At 40.8% G+C, this 23,261-nt stretch carries 25 protein-coding genes, 1 other RNA gene, 1 pseudogene and 1 other annotated feature; of the genes and pseudogenes, 21 read left to right on the top strand and 6 right to left on the bottom strand.

What is annotated here, in order from left to right:
* Positions 1 to 135: 135 nt before the first annotated feature.
* The 18 genes from atpB (at position 136) to N4627_RS02330 (ending at position 14,423) form a co-directional block, all read left to right on the top strand.
* A complete protein-coding gene (gene atpB, locus N4627_RS02245) occupies positions 136 to 843 on the top strand; it encodes a F0F1 ATP synthase subunit A (protein WP_003717663.1) in 708 nt (235 codons plus the stop codon).
* A 29-nt stretch (positions 844 to 872) separates the two neighbouring features.
* Positions 873 to 1,091 carry a F0F1 ATP synthase subunit C gene (gene atpE / locus N4627_RS02250; protein ID WP_003666561.1) on the top strand — a complete coding sequence of 73 codons (219 nt, stop codon included), beginning with the start codon at positions 873 to 875 and terminating at the stop codon, positions 1,089 to 1,091.
* A gap of 49 nt (positions 1,092 to 1,140) precedes the next feature.
* Positions 1,141 to 1,659 (top strand): F0F1 ATP synthase subunit B, encoded by a 519-nt coding sequence (atpF, locus tag N4627_RS02255; protein ID WP_003717664.1) that lies wholly within the window; start codon positions 1,141 to 1,143, stop codon positions 1,657 to 1,659.
* A complete protein-coding gene (gene atpH / locus N4627_RS02260) occupies positions 1,649 to 2,191 on the top strand; it encodes an ATP synthase F1 subunit delta (RefSeq protein ID WP_260964897.1) in 543 nt (180 codons plus the stop codon). The genes atpF and atpH overlap by 11 nt, the downstream gene beginning before the upstream one ends.
* A gap of 30 nt (positions 2,192 to 2,221) precedes the next feature.
* Positions 2,222 to 3,757: a F0F1 ATP synthase subunit alpha gene (atpA, locus tag N4627_RS02265; protein ID WP_124031556.1), complete on the top strand. Its 1,536-nt coding sequence runs from the start codon at positions 2,222 to 2,224 to the stop codon at positions 3,755 to 3,757.
* A 31-nt stretch (positions 3,758 to 3,788) separates the two neighbouring features.
* The gene (locus N4627_RS02270; protein ID WP_098044682.1) at positions 3,789 to 4,715 is read left to right on the top strand and encodes a F0F1 ATP synthase subunit gamma; all 927 of its coding nucleotides are present in this window, start codon (positions 3,789 to 3,791) and stop codon (positions 4,713 to 4,715) included.
* Between the two features lie 23 nt (positions 4,716 to 4,738).
* Positions 4,739 to 6,163, top strand: coding sequence for a F0F1 ATP synthase subunit beta (gene atpD / locus N4627_RS02275; protein WP_003717668.1), 1,425 nt, complete (start codon positions 4,739 to 4,741; stop codon positions 6,161 to 6,163).
* 11 nt (positions 6,164 to 6,174) lie between these two features.
* Positions 6,175 to 6,603, top strand: a complete 429-nt coding sequence (locus N4627_RS02280) for a F0F1 ATP synthase subunit epsilon (protein ID WP_003717669.1) — start codon at positions 6,175 to 6,177, stop codon at positions 6,601 to 6,603.
* 200 nt (positions 6,604 to 6,803) lie between these two features.
* Positions 6,804 to 6,983, top strand: coding sequence for a DUF1146 domain-containing protein (locus tag N4627_RS02285; protein ID WP_191337215.1), 180 nt, complete (start codon positions 6,804 to 6,806; stop codon positions 6,981 to 6,983).
* An 18-nt stretch (positions 6,984 to 7,001) separates the two neighbouring features.
* Complete coding sequence (murA, locus tag N4627_RS02290; protein ID WP_003717671.1) at positions 7,002 to 8,318, top strand: UDP-N-acetylglucosamine 1-carboxyvinyltransferase; 1,317 nt, start codon at positions 7,002 to 7,004, stop codon at positions 8,316 to 8,318.
* Between the two features lie 69 nt (positions 8,319 to 8,387).
* Positions 8,388 to 9,392, top strand: a complete 1,005-nt coding sequence (gene mreB, locus N4627_RS02295; protein WP_003717672.1) for a rod shape-determining protein — start codon at positions 8,388 to 8,390, stop codon at positions 9,390 to 9,392.
* Positions 9,392 to 9,631, top strand: a complete 240-nt coding sequence (yidD, locus tag N4627_RS02300) for a membrane protein insertion efficiency factor YidD (protein WP_081446195.1) — start codon at positions 9,392 to 9,394, stop codon at positions 9,629 to 9,631. The genes mreB and yidD overlap by 1 nt, the downstream gene beginning before the upstream one ends.
* A 13-nt stretch (positions 9,632 to 9,644) precedes the next feature.
* Positions 9,645 to 9,869 carry a DUF2969 domain-containing protein gene (locus N4627_RS02305; protein ID WP_003717674.1) on the top strand — a complete coding sequence of 75 codons (225 nt, stop codon included), beginning with the start codon at positions 9,645 to 9,647 and terminating at the stop codon, positions 9,867 to 9,869.
* 46 nt (positions 9,870 to 9,915) lie between these two features.
* A complete protein-coding gene (locus tag N4627_RS02310) occupies positions 9,916 to 11,112 on the top strand; it encodes an FtsW/RodA/SpoVE family cell cycle protein (RefSeq protein ID WP_003717675.1) in 1,197 nt (398 codons plus the stop codon).
* A 17-nt stretch (positions 11,113 to 11,129) separates the two neighbouring features.
* Complete coding sequence (locus N4627_RS02315; protein WP_003717676.1) at positions 11,130 to 11,429, top strand: glycine cleavage system protein H; 300 nt, start codon at positions 11,130 to 11,132, stop codon at positions 11,427 to 11,429.
* Between the two features lie 121 nt (positions 11,430 to 11,550).
* Positions 11,551 to 11,794 (top strand) — a binding site (T-box leader).
* A gap of 56 nt (positions 11,795 to 11,850) precedes the next feature.
* On the top strand, positions 11,851 to 12,903 hold the full coding sequence (locus N4627_RS02320; protein ID WP_003717677.1) for a methionine ABC transporter ATP-binding protein: 1,053 nt from the start codon (positions 11,851 to 11,853) through the stop codon (positions 12,901 to 12,903).
* A 46-nt stretch (positions 12,904 to 12,949) separates the two neighbouring features.
* Positions 12,950 to 13,579: a methionine ABC transporter permease gene (locus N4627_RS02325; RefSeq protein WP_152378560.1), complete on the top strand. Its 630-nt coding sequence runs from the start codon at positions 12,950 to 12,952 to the stop codon at positions 13,577 to 13,579.
* Between the two features lie 22 nt (positions 13,580 to 13,601).
* Positions 13,602 to 14,423, top strand: a complete 822-nt coding sequence (locus N4627_RS02330; RefSeq protein ID WP_003717679.1) for a MetQ/NlpA family ABC transporter substrate-binding protein — start codon at positions 13,602 to 13,604, stop codon at positions 14,421 to 14,423.
* 80 nt (positions 14,424 to 14,503) lie between these two features.
* Here the strand turns inward: N4627_RS02330 and N4627_RS02335 are convergent, their stop codons facing one another.
* The gene (locus tag N4627_RS02335; protein WP_260964898.1) at positions 14,504 to 15,709 is read right to left on the bottom strand and encodes an MFS transporter; all 1,206 of its coding nucleotides are present in this window, start codon (positions 15,707 to 15,709) and stop codon (positions 14,504 to 14,506) included.
* Positions 15,710 to 15,889: 180 nt separating this feature from the next.
* Here N4627_RS02335 and N4627_RS02340 point away from each other — a divergent pair, with 180 nt between their 5' ends.
* From N4627_RS02340 to ltrA, 3 genes and pseudogenes are all read left to right on the top strand, one after another.
* Positions 15,890 to 17,026 carry a D-alanine--D-alanine ligase family protein gene (locus tag N4627_RS02340; RefSeq protein WP_040531638.1) on the top strand — a complete coding sequence of 379 codons (1,137 nt, stop codon included), beginning with the start codon at positions 15,890 to 15,892 and terminating at the stop codon, positions 17,024 to 17,026.
* 259 nt (positions 17,027 to 17,285) lie between these two features.
* Positions 17,286 to 18,128 (top strand): helix-turn-helix domain-containing protein, encoded by an 843-nt coding sequence (locus N4627_RS02345; RefSeq protein ID WP_098044685.1) that lies wholly within the window; start codon positions 17,286 to 17,288, stop codon positions 18,126 to 18,128.
* Positions 18,129 to 18,617: 489 nt separating this feature from the next.
* Positions 18,618 to 20,007 (top strand): annotated as a pseudogene (ltrA, locus tag N4627_RS02350) (group II intron reverse transcriptase/maturase).
* Positions 20,008 to 20,091: 84 nt separating this feature from the next.
* On the opposite strand, the gene N4627_RS02355 reads toward ltrA, so the two are convergent.
* The 5 genes from N4627_RS02355 to ssrS form a co-directional block, all read right to left on the bottom strand.
* Complete coding sequence (locus N4627_RS02355; RefSeq protein ID WP_098044686.1) at positions 20,092 to 20,931, bottom strand: aldo/keto reductase; 840 nt, start codon at positions 20,929 to 20,931, stop codon at positions 20,092 to 20,094.
* Position 20,932: 1 nt separating this feature from the next.
* Positions 20,933 to 22,021: a GntR family transcriptional regulator gene (locus N4627_RS02360; RefSeq protein WP_260964899.1), complete on the bottom strand. Its 1,089-nt coding sequence runs from the start codon at positions 22,019 to 22,021 to the stop codon at positions 20,933 to 20,935.
* Between the two features lie 89 nt (positions 22,022 to 22,110).
* The gene (locus N4627_RS02365) at positions 22,111 to 22,599 is read right to left on the bottom strand and encodes a universal stress protein (RefSeq protein WP_003717687.1); all 489 of its coding nucleotides are present in this window, start codon (positions 22,597 to 22,599) and stop codon (positions 22,111 to 22,113) included.
* A gap of 71 nt (positions 22,600 to 22,670) precedes the next feature.
* Entirely contained in the window at positions 22,671 to 22,970 is a 300-nt protein-coding gene (locus N4627_RS02370) for a hypothetical protein (protein WP_003717688.1), read from the bottom strand.
* An 87-nt stretch (positions 22,971 to 23,057) separates the two neighbouring features.
* Positions 23,058 to 23,245, bottom strand: a non-coding RNA gene (gene ssrS, locus N4627_RS02375) — 6S RNA.
* Between the last annotated feature and the right edge of the window lie 16 nt (positions 23,246 to 23,261).

The raw sequence follows: 23,261 nt of genomic DNA on the forward strand, positions 1-23,261 counted from the left end.
GCAAGAAATATTTTTGAATGTTGCTTCAAATGATGATATATTAATACTCGTATATTGGGCTAGTTCGTATTAGTATACGACGTTCATCCAATTTACAGCCAAATTATTGTTATTAAGGAAAGAGGTGAAATATGAATGGGCGGTGATGCTTTTACTTTTAAGTTTCTTGGCTTAACGTTTAACGCAACCAACATCATTTCAGGCCTTGTTATTTATGCAATCGTATTCTTTGTATTATTTGGCATGTCCCGAAAGATTCAAATGAAGCCAAAGGGTGCACAAAATGTTTTGGAATGGCTAATCGACTTCACGAACGGAATTGTTCGCAGTCAGATGCCAAATGAGGAGACAGGTCATTATAGTTTTTTGGCCTTTGTTCTTTTTATTTTCATCTTCTTTGCCAACCAGTTCGGCTTAATTTTCAATCTTAGTTGGAATAACCAAGAAATCCTTAGAAGTCCAACGGCGGATCCAGTTGTTACTTTAACATTCTCGCTGATGGTAATTACACTGGCTCACTTTGCAGGAATTGCAAATAAGGGTCTTGGCGGTTACTTGAAGGGGTATGTAAAGCCATTTGCATTGATGTTGCCAGTCAATATCATTGAAGAATTGGCTAACTTCTTAACTTTGGGTTTGCGGATCTTTGGTAACATTTTTGCTGGTGAATTGCTATTAAAGCTGGTTGCTGGGGTTGCCTTCTCACACGGTGCTTTAACAATCATTCCAGGATTCTTACTTGAGTTGCTTTGGCAAGGATTCTCAGTATTTATCGGTTCAATTCAGGCATATGTTTTTGTAACATTAACGACAGTTTATATTTCTCGGAAGGTTTCCGAATAATAATCTATCTCTTAAGGAGGAATTTAAAAATGGCATTAGGAGCAATTGCTGCAGGACTCGCGGCTATGGGTGCCGCTATCGGTGGTGGTATTGGTGATGGTATCTTAATCGGACATACTGTTGACAGTATCGCACGTCAACCAGAATTACAAAGTAGATTACAAGCAACGATGTTCATTGGTGTTGGTTTGATTGAAGCCATGCCTATCATCGCTATTGTTATCGGCTTCCTTGTTATGAACAAGTAATTATTTTGATTAATAATTTTTATTTTAGAGAACAAGGAGGTGTCAATAGATGTTTGTGAACAGTGTTTTAGCTGAATCTAATAGCTTATACGTTGGTGATTTGGTATTCTACATCGTTACCTTCATCATCCTGATGTTGCTTATCAAGCACTTTGCTTGGAAGCCAGTTACGGATATGATGAAAAAGCGTGCAGATAAGATTGCTAGTGATATTGACAATGCTGCTAAATCACGTGAAAACGCTGAAAAGATGGCTGCTAAACGACAAGCTGAGTTACAAAACTCTCACCAAGAAGCTGCTGACATTGTTAATAATGCCAAGAAGTCTGGTGAAGCTCAACGTACTCAAATTGTTGAAGCTGCACAAAATGACGCTCAAGCACTTAAGCAACGCGCACAAGAAGATGCTAAGCAAGCTCGTCGTGATGCGTTGAATGGTGCAAAGGATGACGTTGCAAACTTATCTATTGAGATTGCTTCCAAACTCATCCACAAAGAATTAAATGCGGACGATCAAAAGGAATTGATCGATTCGTACATTGAAGGGTTGGTAGATCATGAGTCTTGATAAGCAAACAGTTGCAAATCGTTATGCGAAAGCACTGTTCGAGTTGGTCGATGAAGACAATACACTCGATCAAACTTATCAAGAATTGACTGCTCTACGTCAAGTCTTTGAGGACAACGCTGCACTGGCTTCTGTCTTATCAGGAGCTCAATTATCACTCAGTGAAAAGAAGTCCCTTATTGATGATTTGAAGAAAGGTTTTTCTCAACCAGTTTCAAATTTAATTCAAATGACTTTTGATTATGGCCGGATTAACGATCTAGTTGCAATCATTGATGAGTTTGAGCGACGGTATGACGCTAAGATGAAACGCGTTCATGCTGACGTTGTTACAGCGATCCAACTTGATAAACAACAACGTGATCAACTTAAGGCTAACCTAGCTCAACGATTTGGAGCTAAGGAAGTTGTTCTTCACGAACAAGTTGATCCCGAAATTTTGGGCGGAGTTATTGTTCATCTTAACAATAAGACATTGGATGGTAGCTTAAGTTCAAAGATTAAGCAGATTCGTCGTTTACTAGTTAGATAAATTATCTTATTTCGAAGAGGTGAGACCTTTATGAGCATTAAAACTGAGGAAATCAGTTCACTCATCAAGAAACAACTTGCCAACTACCAAGACAAAGTATCTGTCGAGGAAACGGGTACTGTTACCTACGTTGGTGATGGTGTTGCTCGTGCCGACGGCTTGGAAAATGCCATGGCTGGTGAGTTGCTCGAATTTAGTAACGGTGTTTACGGAATGGCACAAAACCTCGAAAGTAACGATGTTGGTATCGTTATTTTGGGAGACTTTTCTGGCATCCGTGAAGGTGATACCGTTAAGCGGACGGGTCGAATCATGGAAGTTCCCGTCGGTGACGCATTGTTAGGACGGGTAGTAGATTCATTAGGTCGACCAATTGATGGACTTGGTGAAATCAAGACTGACAAGACACGTCCAATTGAAAAGAAGGCTCCAGGTGTTATGGAGCGAAAGAGTGTTAGTGAACCATTGCAAACAGGTATTAAGGTTATTGATGCCTTGGTACCAATTGGTCGTGGTCAGCGTGAGTTGATCATTGGTGACCGGAAGACCGGTAAGACTGCCATTGCATTGGACACCATCATTAACCAAAAGGACAAGGACGTAATTTGTATTTACGTTGCTATTGGACAAAAGGAATCAACTGTTCGTGCAAACGTTGAAACCTTGCGGCGTTACGGTGCATTAGACTACACAATTATTGTTTCAGCTAGTGCTTCTAACCCTGCACCAATGCTTTACATTGCCCCTTATGCTGGTGCTGCAATGGGTGAAGAGTTCATGTACGGTGGCAAAGATGTTTTGATTGTTTATGATGACCTTTCAAAGCAGGCCGATGCTTACCGTGAACTTTCATTGATTCTTCGTCGGCCTCCTGGTCGTGAAGCTTACCCTGGTGATATTTTCTATACTCACTCACGGTTACTGGAACGTGCTGCACGGTTATCTGATGACCTTGGTGGTGGGTCAATGACTGCATTACCAATTATTCAAACCCAAGCCGGTGATGTTTCTGCCTACATTCCAACCAACGTTATTTCAATTACTGATGGACAGATCTTCTTGAACTCTGATGAATTCTATGCAGGTCAACGTCCAGCCATTGATGCTGGTACATCAGTTTCTCGTGTTGGTGGTGATGCCCAGGTTAAGGCGATGAAGAAGGTTGCCGGGACATTGCGTTTGGATATTGCATCATATAATGAATTAGCTTCATTTGCCCAATTCGGTTCTGATTTGGATGAAGCAACTCAAGCCAAGTTATCACGTGGTAAGCACACTATGGAACTTCTGAAGCAAGGATTGCACCAACCACAACCTGTTGAACAACAAGTTGTAACGCTGTTTGCTTTGTCAAACGGTTTCGTTGATCAAATTCCAGTGGATGATGTTCCACGCTATGAAAGCGAACTTGCTTCATTTATGCATGCTAATCACCAAGACCTTTATGACACGATTAAGTCAACTGGTAAATTACCAGAAGGTGACGACTTAAAGAATGCTGTTGCTGAGTTTACAAAATCTTTCCAAACCAGTGATGACAAGAAAAAAGCCGCACAAAAGAATTAATAATGACTAGTCGAAAGGACGGTGAGATTTAGTGCCAGCTTCACTTGCTGCTGTTAAGCATAAGATTGAATCCACAAAGAGCACGCGCCAGATTACTTCTGCCATGCAAATGGTTTCAACTGCAAAATTGAATCAAATTCAACACCATACTCAGTCATATGAAGTATATGCTGAGAAGGTTAAGAAGATGTTGTCCGATCTGGTTAAATCTCACAACGCATCTGCAGCTAGCGCCAGTCATGACGCTTACGCTGCGTTGTTTGAGAAGCGTCCAGTTAAAAAGACTGGAATTTTAGTTATTACATCTGATCGTGGCTTGGTTGGTAGTTATAATAACAATATTATCAAGCAAACTTTACAGTTAATGAAGGACAAGAATTTAACTGCTGAAAATACAGTATTCTTAACTGTTGGTAAGACCGGGACTGAATTCTTTAAGAAACGTGGGATGAACGTCGTCTACGAGTATTCAGGAATTAGCGATGTACCAACATTCCGTGAAGTTCATCAAATTGTAAAGACTGCTGTTCAGATGTATGACGATGCCGTATTCGATGAAATGTACTTGGCATACAGCCATTACGTTAATCGGATTACGTCCCGAGTACGGGTTCATGATGTATTGCCAATTACGGCTGAATCATTGATGGAAGATGAGGAAAAGTCCGCAGAATCCGTTCAAGATGAGTCACCGATTACTGCTGAATACGAATTTGAACCTTCGGATACGGAAATTATTGCTGGACTTGTTTCACAATATGCTGAAAGCTTATTGTATGGAGCAATCCTTGATGCAAAGACGTCAGAACACTCATCAAGTGCGAACGCCATGCGGTCTGCCACTGATAATGCTGATGACATCATTTCATCATTAGAGCTGCAATATAACCGTGCTCGTCAAGCTGCTATTACTACCGAAATTACTGAAATTACCGGCGGTATGACAGCACAAGAATAAAATTTAACTGAGGAGGAAACAACATGAGTTCTGGTAAAGTTGTTCAAGTTGTCGGACCAGTTGTTGATATTGAGTTCCCCTTAGATGAAAAGCTACCAGAGATTAATGACGCGTTAAAGATTAAGGAAAGTGATGACAAAACCCTAACTACTGAAGTTGCCCTTGAATTGGGTGATGGAGTAGTACGGACAATTGCCATGGACGGTACCGATGGTCTTCAACGGGGAATGGAAGTCGAAAATACCGGAGCACCTATTAGTGTACCGGTTGGTGACGATACTCTGGGACGTGTTTTCAACGTTTTAGGTGAACCAGTTGATAACGGTCCTAAGTTTGGACCAGATGCAAAGCGGATGCCTATTCACCGTGATGCACCTAAGTATGATGAATTAAACAACAATACTGAAATCCTTGAAACTGGGATTAAGGTTATTGACTTGTTAGCCCCATATGTTCGTGGTGGTAAGATTGGGTTATTCGGTGGTGCCGGTGTTGGTAAGACCGTTTTGATTCAAGAATTGATCCACAACATTGCACAAGGGCATAATGGTATTTCTGTCTTTACGGGTGTTGGTGAACGGACCCGTGAAGGTAACGATATGTACTACGAAATGAAGGCTTCAGGAGTTCTTGAAAAGACAGCCATGGTTTATGGTCAGATGAACGAACCTCCTGGTGCCCGGATGCGGGTTGCCTTAACTGGACTTACCATTGCGGAATACTTCCGTGATGTAAAGGGTCAAGATGTTTTGCTATTCATTGATAACATCTTCCGGTTTACTCAGGCTGGTTCAGAAGTTTCTGCCCTGTTAGGACGGATTCCTTCTGCCGTTGGTTACCAGCCAACATTGGCTACTGAAATGGGTCAGTTACAGGAACGGATTACTTCTACTAAGAAGGGTTCAATTACCTCAATTCAGGCCGTTTATGTTCCAGCCGATGACTATACCGACCCTGCTCCAGCTACGACATTCGCTCACTTAGATGCCACTACTAACTTGGAACGGCGGCTGACTCAAATTGGTATTTACCCTGCCGTGGATCCATTAGCATCAACTTCAACAGCGTTAACTCCTGAAATTGTAGGTAAGGAACACTACGAAGTTGCTACTGAAGTTCAACATGTTTTGCAACGGTACCATGAATTGCAAGATATCATTTCTATCTTAGGGATGGATGAATTATCTGACGATGAAAAGGTAATTGTTGCTCGTGCTCGGCGGATTCAAAACTTCTTATCACAAAGTTTCAGTGTTGCCGAACAGTTTACCGGTACACCAGGTAAGTATGTTCCATTGAAGGATACCATTAAAGGATTTAAGGGTATCCTTGAAGGTAAGTATGATGACTTGCCAGAAGAAGCATTCCGGTTAGTTGGTACAATCGACGATGCTGTTGAAAAAGCTAAGAAAATGAAGGCTGATACTGCTGAAGAAACTGCAGAGTAGGAGGGATAATTATGGCTGATACTAAGTTTAAAGTCACCATTATCACTCCTGATGGTACGGTTTATGATAATGATAATGCCACGATGGTTATTATGAACACTTCTGGTGGTCAAATGGGGATCATGGCTAAACACGTACCTGTATTAGCGTCATTAACGATTAGCGAGTTACGAATTAAACATGATCAAGGCACCGATGAAATTGCCGCTGTTAACGGTGGAATCATGCAATTTGATGGAGAAACTGCCTTAATTACTGCAGATAGTGCTGAAATGCCCGAAAAGATCGACGTTGCCCGTGCTGAAGAAGCCAAGCAGCGTGCTGAAGAAGAAATTAAGAAGGCAAAGAAAGCACACCGTCAAAACGATCTTGCCCGCGCTGAAGTTCATTTGAAGCGTGCTGTTAACCGGCTTAAGGTTTCTAAGTTTAAGCAAAAGTAACCGTTTTTTAACGATGAAAAGGATATTTAATGGGTTTCCATTAAATATCCTTTTTTGATTATTAACTTAGTCTAAAGGTTGTTAATGATGACTGATCACTCATTAGTTGGTATGATAAGATTGTAGTTGGTTTTAAAGAGGGTGAAAAGGTGCAGATAACAGGAATTAAAGCTTTAGTAGAAATAGTTATCCAACTCGGAATGATCTGGCTAACCTTTACCGCAATTCAGGGATTTCGAATCGAGCGCTTTTTTCGTCATCCCCCGAAGACGCTACCTTTAGCGATTGTCTTATGTTCTACAGCGATCGGTTACTTGTGCGCTAGTTTTTTCATTGGATTCATTAATGCAGTGAGCCAACTACCCGGTTTATTGCGTTGATTTAATAAGGAGTTAATTATGGAAAAGATAATTATAAAGGGTGGTCACCGTTTATTTGGGCGTGTCGCCGTTGAGGGAGCAAAGAATGCCGTTTTGCCGCTTCAAGCAGCAGGGATTCTTGCCTCTACCGGAACTCTTCACTTAACTAATGTTCCAGTATTATCAGATGTCATAATGATGAATGAATTATTGAAATTCTTAAATATTCGGGTTCAATTTGATCGGGAGAATCACGTTATTGATTTAAATGCAGGTCAAAGAATTTCGTCAGAAGCACCTTTTCAATATGTAAGTAAAATGCGCGCTTCGATGGTAGTTATGGGCCCACTATTAGCAAGAACCGGCTATGCCAAGATTGCTCTTCCGGGTGGATGCGCAATTGGTTCCCGGCCAATTGATCTCCACCTTAAAGGACTCCGCCAGCTTGGAGCAGTTATTAAGCAGCATGATGGCTATATCGAAGCACGGGCTGATCGTCTAGTTGGAACGAATATCTACTTGGATTTCCCTAGTGTTGGTGCTACCCAGAATATTATGATGGCAGCAACATTGGCAGAAGGGATTACAACAATTGAAAACTGTGCTCGTGAACCAGAAATCGTTGATCTAGCAAACGCCTTAAACAAAATGGGCGCACGAGTTCATGGCGCCGGGACTGATGTTATTCGTATTCAGGGTGTTAACTTCCTGCACGGCTGTGACTACCGGGTAATGTCTGACCGAATCGAAGCGGGAACCTTTATGATTGCAGCAGCCGCAACTAATGGTGATGTCGTTATTGAAAATGCCGAAAGCAAGTATAACGAACCATTAATTGCAAAGTTGCAAGATATGGGTGTTACAGTAATCGACCAGGATGATGGAATTCGAGTATTAGGGACCTCGGTCTTGTTGCCGTCAACCGTCCAAACAGCGCCATACCCTGGCTTCCCAACGGACTTACAGCCACAAATGACAGTATTACAGCTATTAGCAAACGGAACAAGCACAATGAATGAAACCGTCTTTGAAAAACGGTTTATGCATCTTGAAGAATTGCGGCGAATGAATGCAGAGTACCAAATTAAAAACTCAACGGCCGTGTTAAGCGGTCCAACAAAATTTAGCGGTGCAGAAGTCGCTGCAACTGATTTACGTGCTGGGGCTGCTTTAGTCATCGCTGGCTTAGTTGCCCAGGGAATCACCCAGGTACGCAATTTGAAATACCTTGATCGGGGATACTACCACCTTCACCAAAAACTGGCACAGCTGGGTGCACAGATTGATCGGATTAACATTGATGATCAAATCGAGTTAGCATCTGCTAAAGAAGTTAACCATCCTGAACGTGGTTAGCATTTTCAATTATGTGGTATAATTACCAACGTTATTATATAGAATTGGCCGGAAGGAGAAATTACATAAATGGCAAAGGATATCGGAATCGATTTAGGAACTGCAAACGTTCTAATTTATGTTCAAGGCAAGGGAATTGTCCTGAATGAACCTTCAGTTGTCGCAATTGACACGCAAACCAACAAAGTATTAGCTGTGGGTTCAGAAGCATATCGAATGGTTGGACGGACACCAAGTAATATTCGTGCTATTCGTCCATTGAAGAATGGTGTTATTTCTGACTTCGATGTTACTCAAGAAATGCTTTCATACTTTATCGGCAAATTGAGTGTTAAGGGCTTTATGTCAAAGCCAGATATCATGATCTGTGCCCCAACAAATATTACTGAAATTGAACGAAAGGCAATTATCCAAGCAGCTGAGCAATCAGGCGGGGGTAAGGTTTACCTTGAATACGAGCCTAAGGTTGCTGCAATTGGTGCAGGTCTCGATATCTTTAAACCACGTGGTAGTATGGTCATTGATATGGGTGGTGGTACTAGTGATATTGCCATTCTTTCGTTAGGTGATATTGTTGCTAGTCAATCAATCCGGATGGCTGGTGATAAGTTAAACAGTGATATTACTGCTTACATTAAGGATCATCATGGTCTAGTTATTGGTGAGCACACTGCTGAACAAATTAAGATGGAGATCGGAACTGCCTTACCAGTTGACGAACCTAAGAAAATGGATGTTCGTGGTCGTGATGTTGCTACTGGGATGCCAAAGCAAATCACAACTGATGAGAATGAAATTGAAGAGGCAATTCATGGAACCCTTGACCAAATTGTTAAGGCAACGATTGGTGTCCTGGAAACCATTCCGCCTGAGCTAGCAAGTGATATTATTGATCGCGGAATTATGCTTACTGGGGGAACTTCGCTTCTTAAGGGAATCGATCAGCTCTTTAGTGATCAATTAAAGGTACCCGTTGTTGTTTCTCAGGATCCGCTTGATAATGTTGCTAAGGGTGCTGGTGAAATGCTAGAACGGATGCAAAAGACTGATAGTAACAAAAAAGGTAAAGACTAGTGAGTAAATTCGCGTGTCGGATGATTCGGTGGTATCAACGAAACATATCGGCAAAGCGATTATTTAGAGCTTGTCGGTACTACCCCTCTTGTTCTCAGTATACGTTGGAAGCAATTCAACGCTTTGGAATAAGGGGGATATTGCTTGGAATGGTTCGGATACTACGGTGTCAACCCTTTGCCCGTGGTGGTTATGATCCGGTTCCAACAAAATTTACTTTCCATCGAGTTATGAAATAATAAAGGTGAAAAAGTGGCAAAAAAAGATAAAAAAATTGAAGTTAATGTAAAGGATATTGAACGTCGTCATCAACCAGTTCAGCAAGTTTTCATTGGCAAGCGGCTGATTGGTGAAGTACTAGCGGATGGCAACCGCTTCAAAGCTTTGTTAACCGCTGACGAAAGCGAGTTTTATGTTCGTTCTCAAGAAGAGGGACTGGAAGTTGTCCTCCAACAATATCATTTACATCAAGGATAATGCGATGCAGTAGCGTTGCTAAAAATCTCAAAAAAGGAGCTCAAGAATGCAACGTTCTCAAAGTGATGATGAGAGTCGAATTGACTGGGGAATCATTTTCTGTGTTTTACTGTTAGCTTTAATCGGTTTAGCATCGATTTATGTTGCGGCTGTTCATGATACTGGTGGTTCAACTAGCGTGATGCGTCAAGTAGTTAGTCAGCTGGTTTGGTATATTATCGGGACAATCCTTGTAATTATAATCATGCAGTTTGATTCAGAACAGCTATGGAAGGTTGCCCCGTTAGTTTATTGGGTTGGGATATTTTTAATGTTTGCAATCCTCGTATTTTATAGTCGAGCATATTACGCCAATACGGGGGCCAAAAGTTGGTTTGCAATTGGACCGTTTACTTTCCAACCATCAGAAATTATGAAGCCGGCCTACATCTTGATGATGGGACGGGTGATTACAACTCATAATAACCACTACAATGTCCATACAGTTAAATCTGATTGGCGGTTAATCGGGACAATGTTCCTATGGCTATTGCCCATTTTAATTTCATTAAAGTTACAAAATGACTTTGGGACGGCACTGGTTTTCTTTGCAATCTTTTGTGGAATGGTTCTGGTTTCCGGAGTTACTTGGCGGATTATTGCGCCAACTGCAATTGGGCTAGTTGTTGTTGGTGGTTCAGCATTGGCAATGGTAACGAGTTCTGTCGGTCGGACGATTTTGGAACATATTGGTTTTCAAGCTTACCAGTTTGACCGGGTTGATACTTGGCTTCATCCAGAACAAGATACGAGTAACCAGGGCTATCAATTATGGCAAAGTATTAAAGCTGTTGGTTCGGGGGGAATTACTGGAACCGGCTTTGATAACTCTAAAGTGTACGTTCCTGTTCGTGAGTCAGATATGGTTTTCTCGGTTATTGGTGAGAACTTTGGCTTTATTGGAAGTGCCCTGTTAATTCTTCTCTACCTCCTATTAATTTACTTAATGATTCGGGTAACCTTTGATACCAGAAACGAATTCTATGCATATATTTCAACGGGTGTCATCATGATGATTTTATTCCACGTTTTTGAAAATATCGGAATGAACATTGGGTTGCTACCGTTGACTGGTATTCCATTGCCATTTATTAGTGCTGGTGGTTCTTCTCTGATTGGTAACCTGATCGGGATCGGGATGGTAATGTCGATGAGATATCACCATCACTCTTACATGTTTAGTAATAACAAAGAATTTAGATAGATGGGGTGTAGTGGAAGATGGCTACTGAAAGTTATTTTTGGACAGAAAAACAAGATAACGGTAACACACGTTTAGGTTTGAATGATAATGGTCGTGATGACCTTGGCCAAGTTAGTTTTATTGATGTTCCTGCTGTAGGGACAAAATTAACTAATGGTGGTAAGTTTGTTGCTGTTGAAGCCGAGAAGGCAGTAACTGATATTGATAGTCCAGTTGACGGTGAAATTGTTGCGGTAAACCAAAAAGTAATTGACCAACCAGAATTACTTGGTTCAAGTGACAAAAATGATAATTGGATTGTTGAGGTTAAGGCATAACATTCTAATGCCATATTAAGAGGGTTAGGGAAACCTAGCCTTTTTTCATTTTAAAATTAATTTGGATTAGGTATTGACAATAAAAAGTGAACTTAGTATTATAATATCAATCGAAATATTAGAATACTATTTGAAAAGATGAGTAGATACTAATTAATCACTCAGAGAGTTCTTGATTGGTGAAAGAGAATTGGTTGATGGTACCGAAGATGGTCTTTGATTAAAGCGTGTTAGTGAGTCTGATGATAAGCTAATATTGGTTACTGCCCATTATCGCAGGTGAGTGTTTTACTGACACTTATTGAGGTGATCATTGTGAGGTGATCATGAACTGCGGTGGTACCACGGAGCCTTTCGTCCGTTTAATAATTTGTTTATTGAACGAACGAAAGGTTTTTTTATTGAAAAGGAGGAAGAGTAATTGATTCGGTTTAAGGATGTCTCAAAAACATATGACGGCAAAGAAGGGCCGGTAAAAGCAATTAAAGACGTCAACCTGACAATCCCTGATGGAAAGATTTATGGTATTGTTGGTTATTCTGGTGCTGGGAAAAGTACTCTAATCCGAATGATTAATGGCTTAGAGACACCAACTACCGGCTCTGTGGCTGTAAATGGCCAAGAAATTAGTCAACTAAAAGGTGAAGCTCTCCGGGAAGCCAGATTAAAAATTGGGATGATTTTCCAACACTTCGACTTGTTATGGTCACGAACCGTTCGGGAAAATGTTGAATTTCCGTTAGAAATCTCTAAAAAGGGAAATAAGACGGAACGCCAGCAAAAGGCGGAAGAACTGATTAAACTGGTTGGTCTTCAAGGAAAAGAAAATGCCTATCCTTCAGAATTATCTGGAGGGCAAAAGCAACGGGTTGGGATCGCACGGGCCCTTGCTAACGACCCTAAAATTTTGTTGTCTGATGAAGCGACAAGTGCGTTGGATCCAAAGACAACGGATGAGGTTTTGGATCTCCTTGTTGATATTAACCGCCGTTTAGGATTAACAATTGTCGTAATTACTCATGAAATGCATGTCATTCGTAAAATTTGTGATCACGTTGCGGTACTGGACGCTGGAACAATTGTTGAAGAAGGGCCGGTTTTGGATGTCTTTAAGCACCCACAACAAGCAATTACGAAACGCTTTGTTAACCAAGAAACATCTACTGGTTCTGCCGATGATACCCAGGTTGTCGTTAAACAATTGTTGGAATCCCATCCTGATGGGGTAATCGTTAAATTGACGTTCCATGGTGACCAGGCAAAGTTGCCAATCGTTTCTGAAATGTTACGCCAATTCCCTGAAACAAACATGAGTATTATTGAAGGGAATATTCACCAAACACAGGAAGGCTCAATTGGTTCATTGTATATTCAATTAACCGTCGACAATGACAGCCAAGATCAAATTAAGGGCGCCTTAGATTATCTGAAAACAATGAGAGTAGAAACAGAGGTGATTAACCGTGAACAATAGTGGATTTGCTTCATTCTTTGAATTTAATAATGTTGATTGGACAAAAATGGGTCAAGCAACCTGGGAGACCGTTTGGATGACGGTTGTTTCAATGATTGCAGTAGCAATTTTCGGTATTATTCTTGGATTGATTTTGTTTGAAACTCAAAACAGTAACTCAATTGGTGCCAAGATTGTTAACTGGGTAGTTGCAGCGTTGGTAAATGTCTTCCGGTCAATCCCGTTCATTATCTTAATCGTTCTATTGCTACCAGCAACACAAGCACTGGTTGGAACGATTATGGGACCACGGGCGGCCCTACCGTCATTGATTATTTCAGCTGCTCCCTTTTATGCACGACTTGTTCAAATCGCCTTTGATGATTTGGATCATGGGGTAATTGAAGCAGCTAAGTCAATGGGCGCAACCCGCTGGCAAATTGTTACTAAGGTTTTGATTCCGGAAAGTTCACCAGCCCTAGTTTCAGGAATTACGGTTACTACCATTTCATTAATTGGTTACACCGCCATGGCCGGGGCAATTGGTGCTGGTGGTTTGGGGAACCTTGCTTACTTAGATGGTTTCCAGGCAAGTAACAATGCCGTTACAATGATGGCCACAATTATTATTGTCATAATTGTTTTTGTCTTCCAGTTCTTGGGTGACACAGTTGTTAAGAAAATTGATAAGCGTTAGTTAGAAAACGGAGGGAATACTTATGAAGAAAAAATGGTTAGCAGCAATTGCAACATTAGCATTAGGGGCACTAGTCCTTACTGGATGCGGAAAGCAAAAGGAAACAACTTTGACTGTTGGGGCTTCTTCAACCCCTCATGCTGAGATTTTGAAGCACGTTCAACCCCAATTAAAGAAGGAAGGGGTTAACCTTAAAATTAAGACGTTCCAAGATTATGTATTGCCAAACAAGGAATTAGCTAGTGGTGATTTGGATGCTAACTATTTCCAACACAAGCCATTCTTGGATAACTGGAACAAGAAGAATCATGGAACTCTAGTTAGTGCCGGAAATGTGCACTTGGAACCAATCGGCTTCTACTCCAAGAAGTACAAGAAGTTATCTGATTTGCCTAATGGGGCAACGATCCTAGTTTCAAATAACGTTGCAGACTATGGACGGGTTCTTCAAATCTTAAAGGATGCCGGTTTAATTACATTGAAGCCGGGAACTAAGATTGAATCCGCTAACTTTAATGACATTCAAACTAACAAGAAGAACCTGAAGTTTAAGACAGACCTTGAACCAAAGCTCATGACCCAATTCTACAAGCGTGGTGAAGGTGATGCAGTCGTTATCAACGCAAACTATGCCGTTCAAGCGGGCTTAAATCCAAAGAAGGATTCGATCGCCCTTGAAAAGAATAGTTCACCTTACGCTAACTTAATTGCAGTTCAAAAGAAGAACAAGAATAATCCAGCAATTAAGAAGTTGGTTAAGGCTCTTCAATCCAAGTCAACTCAACAATGGATTAATAAGCACTACAACGGTGGTGTCGTCGCAGTTTACCCTAATGGTAAATAAAAGAATAACCATTTCAATATAAATAAATAGCTCCAAGAATTCGGGTTTACCGAAAGCTTGGAGCTATTAGTATTTTAAATTTAGTCTAGTGAATTAACGACATTGAGTTTGAAGAGGAGAAGGTTAAGGGTAACAATTCCGGCTGTAATGATAAATACCATGCTGTAACTTGAAACCCCAGCGATAGTGGAGCCAAGTAATGGACCAAAAATATTTCCAATGTACATTGCACTTTGGTTCCAGGAAAAAATACGTCCAGTAATCATTGCAGGCGTGTTCTTGGTAAGAAGGGTTTGGACTTGTGGGAAAAGACATGCATCCGTAAAGCCAATCAGGAATCGTAGGATACCAAGTTCAAACGAGTTTTGGACAAAGGCGGTCAAGAAGAAGAGAATAATTGCACCAGTAAAACCGGCGATAATTACTTTTTGGGTACCAATACGGTCACCAATTGCACCAAACCGAGAAGCGGCAAGGAAAGTGGCAATTCCAGGAAGTGCTGCAATTACTCCAGAAACTAAGACAACGTTTCCCTGGTGGTGCATTAATTGACTAACGTAGAGGGAGACGATCGGGTTAATCGAATTATTGGCTGCTTGAATGATCAGGGTAGTTAGGAGAAGATCAAAGATCAATCGTGGATTCTTGAGTGTAGCAACCACACCACGTGAACTTTCAAGTTTCTTATTGGTTACTGGTTCAAAATCATCTTCATGAACAAAAAAGAGGGCTAAGAAGAAGGCGATCAAAAGCAAAAGACCGGTAATAAAGAAAGTAACCCGATAACTAAATAACGAAGCAAGGGCACCGCCGATAAAGGGGCCGAGAAGATTTCCGGCTGTAAACGAGGAAGCCATGGTTCCAAGCGCTTGACCTGATTTCTCTTTTGGTGTTTCTGTTGCAATTAGAGCGTTGGAGTTAGAAACAAAGCCGGCAAAGAAACCTTGAGTCATCCGGAGAATAAATAGTTGCCAAACATTAGTGACAAGTCCCATTGCTGCTAAGACGATTGCCATGCCAAGAGATGCACGAAGAATCATTAGTTTTCGTCCTTTTTGATCTGCCAATTTACCCCACCAAGGAGAGACAAAAGCAGAGACAAAATAAATTCCTGAAAAGACTAATCCGGCCCACATATTTAATTGTTGATGGGAAAAATGGCCCAGCGTGTTAATATAGAGTGGCAAGAATGGCATTACTTCTGAAAAAGCAATTCCGGCAATAAAGACGGCAATCGCGAGAACACGTAAATTTCGTTGCCAAATTGGAAGCCTCTTTTCTACCATACGATAACTCCTTTAATCTGAATTTGCGAAAAAGTGATGTTTATTATAACGCAAAGTATCGGGGATGTTAATTTAAGGCTTTCCTGTTCAAATCTAGTAAGAAAAACTAATTCATGGTATACTAAAGATTCTAGGAAAACGGTAATAAATAAAAATAAACTAAATAAGGTGGTACACGCAATGACTAAAAAGTTAAACATCGCATTGCTATTTGGTGGCAACTCATCTGAGCATGATGTTTCAAAACGTTCGGCACATAATATTTATGATGCCCTTGATAAAGATAAGTATAACGTTAGCTTATTTATGTTCACCAAAGACGGAATCCTTCTTGGCAATAGCGCATCACAGCGAATCTTTAATGGTGACGATGAAGATCAGGTTGTTCAAGAAGAATACCAAAAAATGAACCTGAACCAACCACTAGCACCAATTATGGCATTAAACGAGATGAAGGCTGTTGATCTCTTCTTCCCGGTAATTCATGGTAACCTTGGAGAAGATGGAACTGTTCAGGGGCTTTTTAAGCTCTTGAAGAAGCCGTATGTTGGTTCTAATATTGCGGCCAGTGCGATGGCCTTTGATAAGGACTTAACCAAGAAGATCCTCACAGAAGCCGGAATTCGGAATACTCCTTACGTAGTGGTTACACCAGAAAACCGGGCAGATTATCCATGGGCTAAGGTTGAAGAAAAAATTGGTGACTTGGCATTCGTAAAGCCGGCTAAGCAAGGTTCCTCTGTTGGGATCCATAAGGTAACGAATGCCGAAGAATACGAAAAGGCGTTGGATGATGCCTTTAAATATGACTACAAGATTCTTGTAGAACAAGGAATTGATCACCCGCAAGAAGTTGAAATCTCAATTCTTGGAAATGAGCATCCGGTAGCTTCTAAGCTTGGGGCTGTTCGTGTCCCTGAAGGTGATTCATTCTATAACTATGAAAATAAATTTGTGGATGCCAGTGGGGTTGTTTTTGAATTACCAGTAAAGTTGCCAGAATACTTAACTGAAGAAATTACTTCAATGGCTTTGAAAGCGTACAAGGTTCTCGGTATGAAGGGGATGGCACGGATTGATTTCTTGGTTGATTCGAATAATGTGCCATACCTTGGTGAACCAAATACCTTACCAGGATTCACTAATATTAGTTTGTATCCACAAATGTGGGAAGTTTCAGGAATTGGTTATTCCGATTTGATTGATCGATTAATTCAGCTCGGCTTAGAAGAATTTGATCGGAATAGTAAGATTAAATATGACTTCCGTAAACTTGGTGAAGAAAAAGTCGGCACTAAAAAATACAATGAAGATTAAGCAAATATGGGGTAAATTATAACGTTTTTATTTATATCCATATTCACAAAAATTGTCTATTAAGATAAATAAGGATCATGAAAAATGAGGGAACTGGCAAAAAATATAGGTTGCCGGTTCCTTTTTGCTCCGGATTTCTTCGCATAACATCATGATTAGTGCTATAATGCATAAGGATATTTTCAACTATGGTTTGTAGATCATTTGATCTTTCCAATAATTTTAGTCATATTATTAATAAGTTGAGGAAGGGAAGAAAATGAAACTCCGAGGAGACGTCTTAAAGAAAATTCGCCGCAAAAGAGGTTTATCACAGACAGCATTGGCAGAAGGTATCTGTACCCAGGCAACGATTAGTTTAATGGAAAAGCAGAACCGGTTGCCTAAAATGAATATTCTGACTGCAATTTGTGAGCGGCTAAATATTCCCACAGAACGAATTGTGGAGAATAGCGGAAGTGGTATTAATGACCAATTCAACGCAATTGTAAACGAGCTGATTGCTGGTAAGTATGAGACCGCTGCGGAGGCATTAAACAAGATTCCAGTAAAGAAGCTAGAGAGTGATTTTGATAAGCAACGGTATTATTACCTATTAGGAATGGTTCAAGTCAAATCTAATAAGATTGATGAAGCAATCTTTAACTTTGAATTGGTATTAACCCAGTTTGCGACAACAAGCGCTAATATTTACCTTGCAATGACTACTGCGGGGATGGCGTTAGCATATTATAAACGTGATGATCCAGAGCGGGCAGCAAGGTTAACTGATCGAGCAGTTCGCTTGATTGACAATAAAAAGTTAATCGGAAGCCTACACCAGTGGGCATTAATTTATTGCCAACTTGGTGAGCTTTACAGCAACTTGGGCAGTTATAAGGACTCAAAAGACATTGTTGAACGTGGAATCGAACTTTGTCGTGAGCATGATTCGTTGTTCATTTTAGATGAACTGTACCTTATTCGGGGGAAAGACGAACTAGCATTGGGTGAGGATAAGCAAGCAAAAGAAACCTTGGAAATTGCCCGAAGTATTAGCATAGCGCGTCGTGAATCCTTCGTTAAGGATGAAATTGCTGCTGAATTAAAGAAATTAAAGTAAAAAGGAATCGCTAGTTACGGTAATTATCGTAGCTAGCGATTTTTTTAAGTGCGCCCGGATGGGTATTAGCTAGGTGGTGAAAGTCTACTATGGGCCGTAGTAGTCGGAACCATGAGCTGAGGACAAGGGTGTCCACTGTGAGGTGGAATCTGAAGGAAGTCTAAGGCAAAGTACTGCACCGATGAACAAGAAGTAGCTATAAGGCTGAGGGTAACTGGATAAGGTTGCTTAACAAACTGAAGTCCAATACTACTCGAAGTTACTCTCAGTAAAGCTGACGGTGACATGGTACGAAAGTTAATATTCTTACCCGGGGAGGTCTGGCCTACACGTTTCCGACAAGAGGAATGAGCGAAATTCCACAGAAACAAGCGGTGCAGTGATGTAGCGTTGAGTAAGTCAGAAGTCAGCTGAGGTCATAGTAGTCTGGCTATCTGGACGAAGGACCGAACGACAATAACTTGTAACTTATATCGGAGGTGTAATCAGGTGCGACAATCGCAGAAAACAGAACCACAAGCTGACCGCTTGTCGAGGATAGGTTTGAAAAACCGAAAGTACACAAGGGCGCGTAGTACCGATTATGGTGAAGGTAAAGGTATGAGTGTCACTATCCAAGATTTAGTCTTGGACCGCAATAACCTTAATCAGGCTTATTTGCGAGTTAAGAGAAATAAAGGAGCAGCGGGCATTGACGATATGACTGTCGATGACTTACTGTCGTACCTCAGGGAAAATAAAACGGAGTTAATTACCAGTTTACGTGAGGGCAATTATAAGCCAGCACCAGTTAAACGGGTGGAAATTCCGAAGCCCAATGGTGGAGTAAGAAAACTTGGAATACCAACAGTGGTGGACCGCATGGTCCAGCAGGCAGTTGTTCAGGTGCTTACGCCAATTTTTGAGCGCATTTTCTCTGACAATAGTTTTGACTTTCGCCCTCATCGTGGTGCCCAAGACGCAATCGCCAAGGTAGTTAAACTATATAATCATGGTTATCGACGAGTAGTCGATTTAGACCTTAAGGCCTATTTTGACAACGTCAACCATGATTTAATGATTAAATACCTCCAACAGTATATTGATGACCCATGGACATTAAGACTTATTCGTAAATTTCTAACGAGCGGGGTCTTAGACCATGGGCTTTTCGCTTTTCGCTAGGAGTGATAAAGGAACTCCGCAAGGAGGACCACTGTCACCATTACTGGCAAATATCTATTTAAATGAGCTGGACAAGGAGTTGACCAGACGTGGCCATCACTTTGTACGCTATGCGGACGATTGTAACATCTATGTTAAAAGTCAACGGGCCGGAGAACGAGTAATGCGCAGTATTACCCACTTCCTTGAGAAAAAGTTGAAGGTTAAAGTTAACCCAGATAAAACTAAAGTTGGTAGTCCCTTAAGATTGAAGTTTCTTGGATTTTCACTAGGTGTAGACCGGAACGGTGCCTATGCCCGGCCGGCCAATCAATCGCAACAACGAGTAAAACAAGCATTGAAGTTGTTAACCAAACGCAATCGAGGAGTTTCCCTGATTAAAATGTTTGAGGAAATCCATCAAAAGATGCGCGGCTGGCTTCAGTATTACTCAATTGGGAAATTAGCCAATTTTATTCATCGCCTTGACCAATGGTTAAGGGCGCGAATAAGGCAATATATCTGGAAGCAATGGAAGAAGTTTAAAACTAAGGTTACTAACTTACAGAAGTTAGGTCTGTCTTACCGTGATGCGTACGTCTTCGCTAGTACCCGTAAGGGTTACTGGCGGACTGCTCACAGTAAGACGCTGAATTATTCTCTAACTAACAGAAAACTGGAGCACCTTGGACTAATAAACCTGTCCAAGACGCTCCAGTCAATTCAAAGTGATTAAGTTGTCGAACCGCCGTATACGGAACCGTACGTACGGTGGTGTGAGAGGTCGATAATTGAACTAATCAATTATCTCCTACTCGATTTACCATTTTTGGTTATATTCATATACTAGTGCTGGCTCCTTACCGACACGGGTAAAGTCGTTTAAACCGTCAATTGCGGCCATTTCCTCAGCAGTAAGAGAGAAATTATAAATGTCAATATTCTGCTTTATCCGTGCTTCGTGAACTGACTTAGGGATGAAAGCTACTCCGCTTTGCAGGTGCCAACGAAGGACGATTTGGGCGGGTGATTTGCCGTGCTTTTTTGCAATTTTTTCCAAGATGGGGTTAGTAAGAATTGTCCCGCGACCAAGCGGACTCCACGCTTGAGTAACAATGCCATGTTGATGATCGTATTCAATTAGTGGCTTTTGATTTAATCGTGGATGACGTTCAACTTGGTTCACAACTGGCATCTCGTGGGCTTGAGTAGCAAGATATTGTAAATGAATTATTTGGTAGTTACTGACACCGATTGAACGAGTAAGTCCCTGCTTCTTTAATTCTTCAAGGGCAGCCCAAGTATCGAAAAATGCTCGTTCAATTGGCCAATGGATCAAGAGAAGGTTTACATAATCCAGCTTCAATTTATGAAGAGAATCCTTAACTGAGAGGATGGTTCTTTTAAAACCCTGATTTGGCTCAGCAACTTTAGTGGTAATGAAGAGCTTTTTTCGTGGCAGAGATAGCTCTTGGAGGGCAGCACCAACTTCAGCCTCGTTTTTGTATAGCTGGGCGGTATCAAAAAGCCGGTAACCAGCATTATATGCATTTCGGATTGAAGATGTAATTGTACTCTGATCAGTAATCTTGTAGAGACCGAATCCTTCTTGTGGCATTAATTGACCATCTGCTAATTTTAATAGGTTAACGTTCTCCATATTAATTCTCCTTTGATCTTACAAGAATTGCTGAATCACGTTTAATAATTTGTGGAGTATAGAACTTCGATGTGACTGATTTATCATTAATCATGTCGATGATCATTTCTCCGGCATCTTCGCCTAGCTGCCGTTTAGGGTGGTTGACTGTTGTTAGTTTCGGGGTAATCAGTTGGGCCATTTCATAGTTATCAAAACCAACAACAGAAATATCGTGAGGAACTTGAAGTCCTTGAGATTGAAGGTGACTGATGATCCGGGTAGCCAGCTCATCGTTATAACAGGCAATTGCGGTGATGTGCGGGTTGGCTTTAAGGATCGTATCAGCTTTATTCACGATATCCGTAAAGGCATCGTTTGATTGGTACATTACAATATTTGATTTAGTAATTGGAATGTTTTCTTCCTGATATGCTTGGACCATTCCACTCATCCGGTTAACACCCTGTTGATCATTAATTTGAAAGATTCCTAGAATGTTAGAATGTCCTAATTTGAATAAATATTTAGTTAGTTCTTTTTCGGCTTCAAGGTCTTTAGTAAGCAGGGTGGGGAAAGAGAAACCAGGGTAAGTAGAGTGAAAGAGGATAGTTGGAATGTGGTAATTTTGTAGCTGACGATAAAGATCGAGGTTTGAGTTAGGAAGAGCACTTTGGGTTGGCTCGATAATCAAGCCAGCGATCTTTAAGTCAAGCATGTTTAAAAGTGTCTGTCGTTCACGATCATGGTTATTTAATGTGTTTCCGACAATTAATGAGTAACCCTGATCAGTGACAACACTATCGATTCCCGAAATAATTGATGGAAAAATGTAGTCTGCCATATGGGTACTAATGACTCCAATGATCTTATTTTTTTCGGGAGTCGACCAATCACGTTGCCAATCTTGCACAAACATCCCCCCACCCTGAATGCGGTAGATGTAGTGTTCGTTTTCTAGGTCACCAACGGCACGACGAATCGTATAGCGCGAAACATCAAATCGCTTCATCAATTCGCTTTCGGTTGGTAGCTTCTCATTAATTTTGTATTTACCATCAATAATCTCATTCCGTAGGGTCTGCTTAACGGTTTCGTATTTCACTTTCAAAATGAGAACTCCTGTTCTTATAAGGAATAATTAAAAAACTCCATAACTAGTATTAATAATTATGGAGTTCTTGTTAGATTTAGTTAGGGTTACTTCTTTTTCTTCTTGTCAACTTCAATTGGCTTGTTATCTAAGTCAGTCCGAACAACTAATACATCACAGATTGCCATCCGAGTAACATATTCGGTAACAGAACCAATTAAGATCCGTTCAACAGCATTTAACCCTGTAGCACCGATCATAATTAGGTTAGCGTTCATTTCCTTTGGCACATCCCGGGCAATAATTGTCTTAGGTGCACCATATTCAATTGAGTAGTTGACATTCTTAACACCCTTGTCTTTAGCATAATCAATATACTTATCAAGAGTCTTCTTTGCGGTTTCGGTAACTTGTTCAACCATTGAACTATCGAAACTGGAAATGTTTTGGAATGCCCGGGTATCAACAACGTGTAATAACCGTAATTCTGTTTCTTCACCATTCCGCTTAGCAACAGCGACAGCCTTCTTGAAAGCTAATTCAGCTTCTTCAGAACCGTCAACTGGAACCAAAATATGTTTGTATTGTTGAGCCATATTGTGGTGCCTCCTTAATTATTTACTTCTATTATACACTGAAACAAAAATGACAGTAAAGACTCAAGCGTCTAGTTTTTTCGTTGTTCTGCCTGAAAATATCCCATTAATGAATAAGCCATTAAAGTTTCACAAACACAACCGATAACGACCATTGTAACGATAAACAAAATTGAGTTAGTCCAGGCTGATATTATTGCTAAGACACCGATGATTAATAGCAGGATTCCCCAGATAATCAATGCTTTGGAAAGGGGAGCCTGACGTTCAGGATGAAAGATTAGAAATGACTTATGAAGGTGGGTTAAGAAAAAGCAACCTTCAAACGCTGCAATTAAACCGAAGAGGGTCATTAAGATTGATAATAGCATAGATAAACCTCACATTATTATTTGAAAGATAAATTAAGGAGGCTGGAAAATGATGTTGCTTTCCAGCCTCCTTAATTGGTTATGTACGAAAACTCCGTTAGTGCCGTTAATTGTCATTCAGTGTTGACCTGTGTTTAAGACAGGTGGGACATGGCTGTTAGCTATTCAGTTACCAAGTGAAAAGGCATACTGGCCAACTAACGAAGCATTAGTCCCAATTTTATAAGACTGTAAGGCAAACCTGCGTTTAGACAACGCGTACACCACAGAATTTTCAACATATATATTAGC

It is taken from the genome of Limosilactobacillus vaginalis (assembly GCF_025311515.1).
GTDB lineage: Bacteria > Bacillota > Bacilli > Lactobacillales > Lactobacillaceae > Limosilactobacillus > Limosilactobacillus vaginalis.

Coding starts and splice junctions, on each gene's coding strand:
- N4627_RS02340 (WP_040531638.1), top strand. CDS start 15,890: ATGACTAAAAAGTTAAACATCGCATTGCTATTTGGTGGCAACTCATCT.
- N4627_RS02310 (WP_003717675.1), top strand. CDS start 9,916: ATGCAACGTTCTCAAAGTGATGATGAGAGTCGAATTGACTGGGGAATC.
- N4627_RS02280 (WP_003717669.1), top strand. CDS start 6,175: ATGGCTGATACTAAGTTTAAAGTCACCATTATCACTCCTGATGGTACG.
- atpF (WP_003717664.1), top strand. CDS start 1,141: ATGTTTGTGAACAGTGTTTTAGCTGAATCTAATAGCTTATACGTTGGT.
- N4627_RS02365 (WP_003717687.1), bottom strand. CDS start 22,599: ATGGCTCAACAATACAAACATATTTTGGTTCCAGTTGACGGTTCTGAA.
- atpH (WP_260964897.1), top strand. CDS start 1,649: ATGAGTCTTGATAAGCAAACAGTTGCAAATCGTTATGCGAAAGCACTG.
- N4627_RS02355 (WP_098044686.1), bottom strand. CDS start 20,931: ATGGAGAACGTTAACCTATTAAAATTAGCAGATGGTCAATTAATGCCA.
- N4627_RS02345 (WP_098044685.1), top strand. CDS start 17,286: ATGAAACTCCGAGGAGACGTCTTAAAGAAAATTCGCCGCAAAAGAGGT.
- atpD (WP_003717668.1), top strand. CDS start 4,739: ATGAGTTCTGGTAAAGTTGTTCAAGTTGTCGGACCAGTTGTTGATATT.
- atpB (WP_003717663.1), top strand. CDS start 136: ATGGGCGGTGATGCTTTTACTTTTAAGTTTCTTGGCTTAACGTTTAAC.
- atpE (WP_003666561.1), top strand. CDS start 873: ATGGCATTAGGAGCAATTGCTGCAGGACTCGCGGCTATGGGTGCCGCT.
- mreB (WP_003717672.1), top strand. CDS start 8,388: ATGGCAAAGGATATCGGAATCGATTTAGGAACTGCAAACGTTCTAATT.
- N4627_RS02330 (WP_003717679.1), top strand. CDS start 13,602: ATGAAGAAAAAATGGTTAGCAGCAATTGCAACATTAGCATTAGGGGCA.
- N4627_RS02325 (WP_152378560.1), top strand. CDS start 12,950: ATGGGTCAAGCAACCTGGGAGACCGTTTGGATGACGGTTGTTTCAATG.
- murA (WP_003717671.1), top strand. CDS start 7,002: ATGGAAAAGATAATTATAAAGGGTGGTCACCGTTTATTTGGGCGTGTC.
- N4627_RS02370 (WP_003717688.1), bottom strand. CDS start 22,970: ATGCTATTATCAATCTTAATGACCCTCTTCGGTTTAATTGCAGCGTTT.
- atpA (WP_124031556.1), top strand. CDS start 2,222: ATGAGCATTAAAACTGAGGAAATCAGTTCACTCATCAAGAAACAACTT.
- N4627_RS02285 (WP_191337215.1), top strand. CDS start 6,804: ATGATCTGGCTAACCTTTACCGCAATTCAGGGATTTCGAATCGAGCGC.
- N4627_RS02335 (WP_260964898.1), bottom strand. CDS start 15,709: ATGGTAGAAAAGAGGCTTCCAATTTGGCAACGAAATTTACGTGTTCTC.
- N4627_RS02315 (WP_003717676.1), top strand. CDS start 11,130: ATGGCTACTGAAAGTTATTTTTGGACAGAAAAACAAGATAACGGTAAC.